The 3137-nt window shown below is 43.1% G+C and carries 3 protein-coding genes and 1 other RNA gene; all 4 read right to left on the bottom strand.

Annotated elements, in window-relative coordinates; all coding sequences use genetic code 11:
• Nucleotides 1–202 precede the first annotated feature (202 nt).
• An RNA gene (gene ffs, locus ACYQ2O_RS11355) (signal recognition particle sRNA small type) lies at nucleotides 203–292 on the bottom strand.
• A 129-nt stretch (nucleotides 293–421) separates the two neighbouring features.
• Nucleotides 422–628, bottom strand: coding sequence for a hypothetical protein (locus ACYQ2O_RS11350; RefSeq protein WP_459796646.1), 207 nt, complete (start codon nucleotides 626–628; stop codon nucleotides 422–424).
• A 416-nt stretch (nucleotides 629–1044) separates the two neighbouring features.
• Nucleotides 1045–2319, bottom strand: a complete 1275-nt coding sequence (locus ACYQ2O_RS11345) for a cytochrome P450 (RefSeq protein ID WP_346024365.1) — start codon at nucleotides 2317–2319, stop codon at nucleotides 1045–1047.
• A 71-nt stretch (nucleotides 2320–2390) separates the two neighbouring features.
• A complete protein-coding gene (locus tag ACYQ2O_RS11340) occupies nucleotides 2391–2966 on the bottom strand; it encodes a GNAT family N-acetyltransferase (RefSeq protein ID WP_346024366.1) in 576 nt (191 codons plus the stop codon).
• Nucleotides 2967–3137 lie beyond the last annotated feature (171 nt).

The following is a 3137-nucleotide window of genomic DNA, read 5'->3' as shown; positions in this document are numbered from 1 at the left end:
AAGAAAAGGTCTTGAGAAATAACTTCAAGCTATCGCTTGACCGACATTCATCTCCCACTTTCACTGGTGCTTCGTACCCATACGTTTAGAAGTGGGAGACTTCTTTCGGAATTACGTTAAAAAGAAATTTTACCTGTGCGAAAAAAAAGATGCCCTTTTGACGGAGGCATCTTTCTATGAATAAACTGCATTATTCGTGACTATGTATCACATGACACATGGTGGGACAGTACTTAGTGCTGCTTCCTTCCGGATCTGACACGGTTCATACGCCCACCATTGCCATGAGGCCTTGCGGCAACTACTATAATAGCATATCCTCAAGATGATTAAAAGGTGTTTTTTTTAATCGATCCGATTTAATGGCTAGTTGCTCCCCGCTTCAACTTTTTCAGCCTGTCAATTTTCAGGATGAGTACACTTACAGCCGACAGCTGAATCCTCTGATTTTAACCATAACCAGGGCACTGGTGCGGGATGCTGCAATCGGGATTATGATAAATACTGAAACCATTACACTCAGTGTAACGATAATTGAATCCGGCAAAAAATAAGCTACCCCCTGCAGCAAGAAAAAATAGAGCAAGTAGAAGAGGATACTTAGTGACGGACAAAGATACTGCTTCATATACTGATCCCTCCTTCAAAGGTAACTATACTGTAAAAGGCTCAATAATGAAAGATGAAAAGAAATGACCGGTCATTTTTTCATTATAATGTTTTTGAGTTTGTTCTAAGACGCTTCTTGTGGCCCACTCACCTCTCCTAAATACTATAAGCTGGTCATAGCACCTTCCTTAATACCACTCTCAGAAGAATGATCCCTACTAGTACATACGAAAAAAGACACTACATTGTCGATCTTCACAACGTAGTGCCTCTTCTCTTGATTCATTTAATACGTCAATAGTCAAAGACTGTCTGATTTACCCTTCTTTAAGCGGACCGCCCATGCCTCCGATCAATCCGATCAGAACCAGAACCAGCGCCTTACCGAGTGTTCGCATAGTACAGCTCCTATCTACAGATACATGTCAGCTTCATTTATCCGATATAATCAATATTCTCCAGTTTCATTCCGCTGTTTGGAATAGCCGGAACCTTCACCATGCTGTAGCCGACATCCTGCTCCGGCACCTCATAACTGATTTTATTGATCAGATAGTCCGTAACGATTTCCATAGCTCTAACAGTATTCCATTCTCCAGGGCAGCGGTGACCTGTATTATAATCTCCTCCGCCTTGAGCCACCAGTTTCATCTGGACCTGATCCGTCGGACTTGTATGCCAGTCTTTGAAACGTTCAGGATCAAACGCTTCAGGATTATCCCAGATACGTGGATCGTGATTGGTACCATAAAAGTCCAGGATTACAAGTGTATCTTTTTCAAACTGGTATCCATCCCAGATAAAGTCTTTTCTAGTAATGGACCCATTGAACGGGAAAAATGGGTAATACCGTCTGATTTCCTGGATGAACATATGCAGATAATAGGGATTGTCTCCGTTAAGTTTATCCTTGATTTCAGGGAAATGATGCAGGCTCAGCGCTGTGAAGGCAAAGTAGATGGCTACCGCTACTGAGGGACGCAGAACGTTGAGCAGTTCCACGGCAGCTGTCTTCAAGTCGAGCAGTTCACCGTCAAGATCCTTGAACCATGAAATCTGGTAAAGAGCAGTCTCTTCTTTCGGATGCAAGTCTCCGTCTCTAACCTGCTGAATCAGTTCCTTGTTCCAGGATTCGGCCTGCTTGCGCCCGATTCGTCCTTCTATATGACGCGTGCTGACGGCCATTGGCGATTCGAACATACTGACCAGCTGTTTTGTTCGCTTCTCCACATCTTTTTCGGGTAGAGGAACTCCTGCCCATTCACAGACAGCCTGTGTCAGAATTTTCTGACTTTCTTCATAGAAAACGATCGAATCCTTCTTGATCCATTCCTTTGTTTCCTTCAGCAAGTACTTCTCAACAAGTTTAGCCCAGACTTCAATCCGTTCTTTGGACATCAGTCCCATAAAGAAAGCTTTACGATGTCTGTGTGCTTCATCATCAAGTCCCTGAACCCCTCCTTTTCCGAGCAGTGTCGCTTTCGCAGGCTCAGGGGCAGCTCCTTCACGTTTAAATTTGCCTTCGTCATAAAAGAGTCTAGCTGCTTCTTCCCCACCAATAACTACTGCCTTTTCACCCAGTAAATGTGTTTCGAATGCGTCTGCTTTATAGATCTTATGTCTGTTAGGGGCATACATATACCCTTCTCTGAGTGCCTTCATTCCATTCTCGAAGCCGGCTTCTTTTGGAAAACTTCGTGTTTTCTGCATACGTCTCCTCCTTAAAGTTTTCTTATCTTTAAGTATAAAAAGAGTGCGCCACTTATCGCAAATGATCCCCCTTACTGATTTTGTTCCCTCATCTGCTCATCATATTCCGTTTTAAGGATCGAATAATAGACGTCATTGAACCATTCCCCTTGCTTCCATTTTCCGACATGACGAAGGGTCCCTTCCTTTTTCATTCCAAGACGTTCCATCACTTTCCCCGATACGGCATTGCGTTCGTCATGCAAAGCGGCAATGCAGTCGAGTCCAAGTGTCTCGAAACCTAACTTCAATACACGCTGGCCGGCTTCCGTCATATACCCTTTTCCGTGAAACGCTTTGTTTAAGGTGTATCCAATGATGGCCCGTTTGTCTTCGCTTTTGATTCTCAAATCAATTGTACCGATCATTTTACCTGTCCCCTTCAGCTCGATTCCGAACTTTCCGAACGGGTCTTCCAGAAAATACTCAGTGATGGCTTCTTCCGTCTTTTCAAGCGACGTATGTCTTTCAAAAACATAATAGGTCGTCTCTTCATCCTGGGCATATTCGTACATATCCGGTGCATCTTTCAATGTGACCGGTCTGAGAATCAGTCGCTCTGATTCGATCCGATTGTTTTTTGCCAGTTTAACTTTAATTGGTATCATCCAATCCCTCTTTTCTTTGTCTTGCTGCTTAATTTTTATATTAATACTCAAGTTTTGCAGTTAAAAAATAGCCTTTGACCCTTGGTGTCATTGACTTGGTACCGATTATTATGCCGCTTTTGATATTTGATTCAGCTGATTTTCTTTTAAAAATGGCTTGAAGAGTTCCGG

The sequence above is a fragment of the Alkalibacterium sp. m-11 genome (assembly GCF_054658155.1).
The sequence above is the reverse complement of the archived record's forward strand: the minus strand, read 5'-3'. Positions and strand labels throughout refer to the sequence as shown.

Coding starts and splice junctions, on each gene's coding strand:
- ACYQ2O_RS11350 (WP_459796646.1), bottom strand. CDS start 628: ATGAAGCAGTATCTTTGTCCGTCACTAAGTATCCTCTTCTACTTGCTC.
- ACYQ2O_RS11345 (WP_346024365.1), bottom strand. CDS start 2,319: ATGCAGAAAACACGAAGTTTTCCAAAAGAAGCCGGCTTCGAGAATGGA.
- ACYQ2O_RS11340 (WP_346024366.1), bottom strand. CDS start 2,966: ATGATACCAATTAAAGTTAAACTGGCAAAAAACAATCGGATCGAATCA.